The organism is Shewanella surugensis (assembly GCF_023284005.1).
GTDB lineage: Bacteria > Pseudomonadota > Gammaproteobacteria > Enterobacterales > Shewanellaceae > Shewanella > Shewanella surugensis.
This window is the reverse complement of record NZ_JAKIKS010000358.1, coordinates 1-669: the sequence shown is the minus strand read 5'-3', so window position 1 is coordinate 669 and position 669 is coordinate 1. Positions and strand designations below refer to the sequence as shown.

Annotated in this window: 2 protein-coding genes; one reads left to right on the top strand and one right to left on the bottom strand. The window is 33.3% G+C overall.

Going from position 1 to position 669, the window contains the following annotated elements:
- Positions 1-7: 7 nt before the first annotated feature.
- Entirely contained in the window at positions 8-166 is a 159-nt protein-coding gene (locus tag L2764_RS27520; RefSeq protein ID WP_312018399.1) for a replication initiation protein, read from the top strand.
- Positions 167-271: 105 nt separating this feature from the next.
- On the opposite strand, the gene L2764_RS27515 is transcribed toward L2764_RS27520, so the two are convergent.
- On the bottom strand, positions 272-646 hold the full coding sequence (locus L2764_RS27515) for a hypothetical protein (protein WP_248943505.1): 375 nt from the start codon (positions 644-646) through the stop codon (positions 272-274).
- Between the last annotated feature and the right edge of the window lie 23 nt (positions 647-669).

Below are 669 nucleotides of genomic sequence, written 5' to 3'. Positions count from 1 at the left end.
ATTTAAAATCCTAAATAGAGCTGTTATCAAGCCCTCTATCGATGAATTAAATAATAGTAGTGATTTAACCGTAGAATACGAAACCATTAAAAAGGGTCGATCAGTAGCGGCATTATCATTTCAATTTACCCAAGATAAGCAAAGGAAACTCAAGCTCACTTCCTGAAAAATAGAAGTTTTTTACTAATTAGTATCTGTATTTTTCATGGGAAGCGGTACAACAACGCTTGAGATCTACAAGCTCCTTTTTCACCGTGGCGCACTTCGGATATTATGTTAAGTAATTACTTTCAGGGAATGAAAATGGGGGGTGATAATCAAAATCAACAATCTTAATTTCATACAATGATACGCTTTGATAATGCAATAGATATTCTGAAGTCCAGTCACCAAATGAGTTAGACTCATCATAATTAGGTATTCCTAGGTGATAATGCCATAGCTTATGCTCTTGCGCATATTTTACTTTTGATAGAAATTCAGGGTCATTAGGGTCAACATTATCAGAATTCTTAATTCGACCAGGAAGACCAACAAGACCATGATCTTCATAGTGTTCTATGAACTCTGTTATTTTATTTTTATCAGCTTCAGGAAAATATTTAAAGTTTTCTAAAAAACAACGACCATAATCAACGGTATACATAAATTATCTTATTCTTAAGTGCC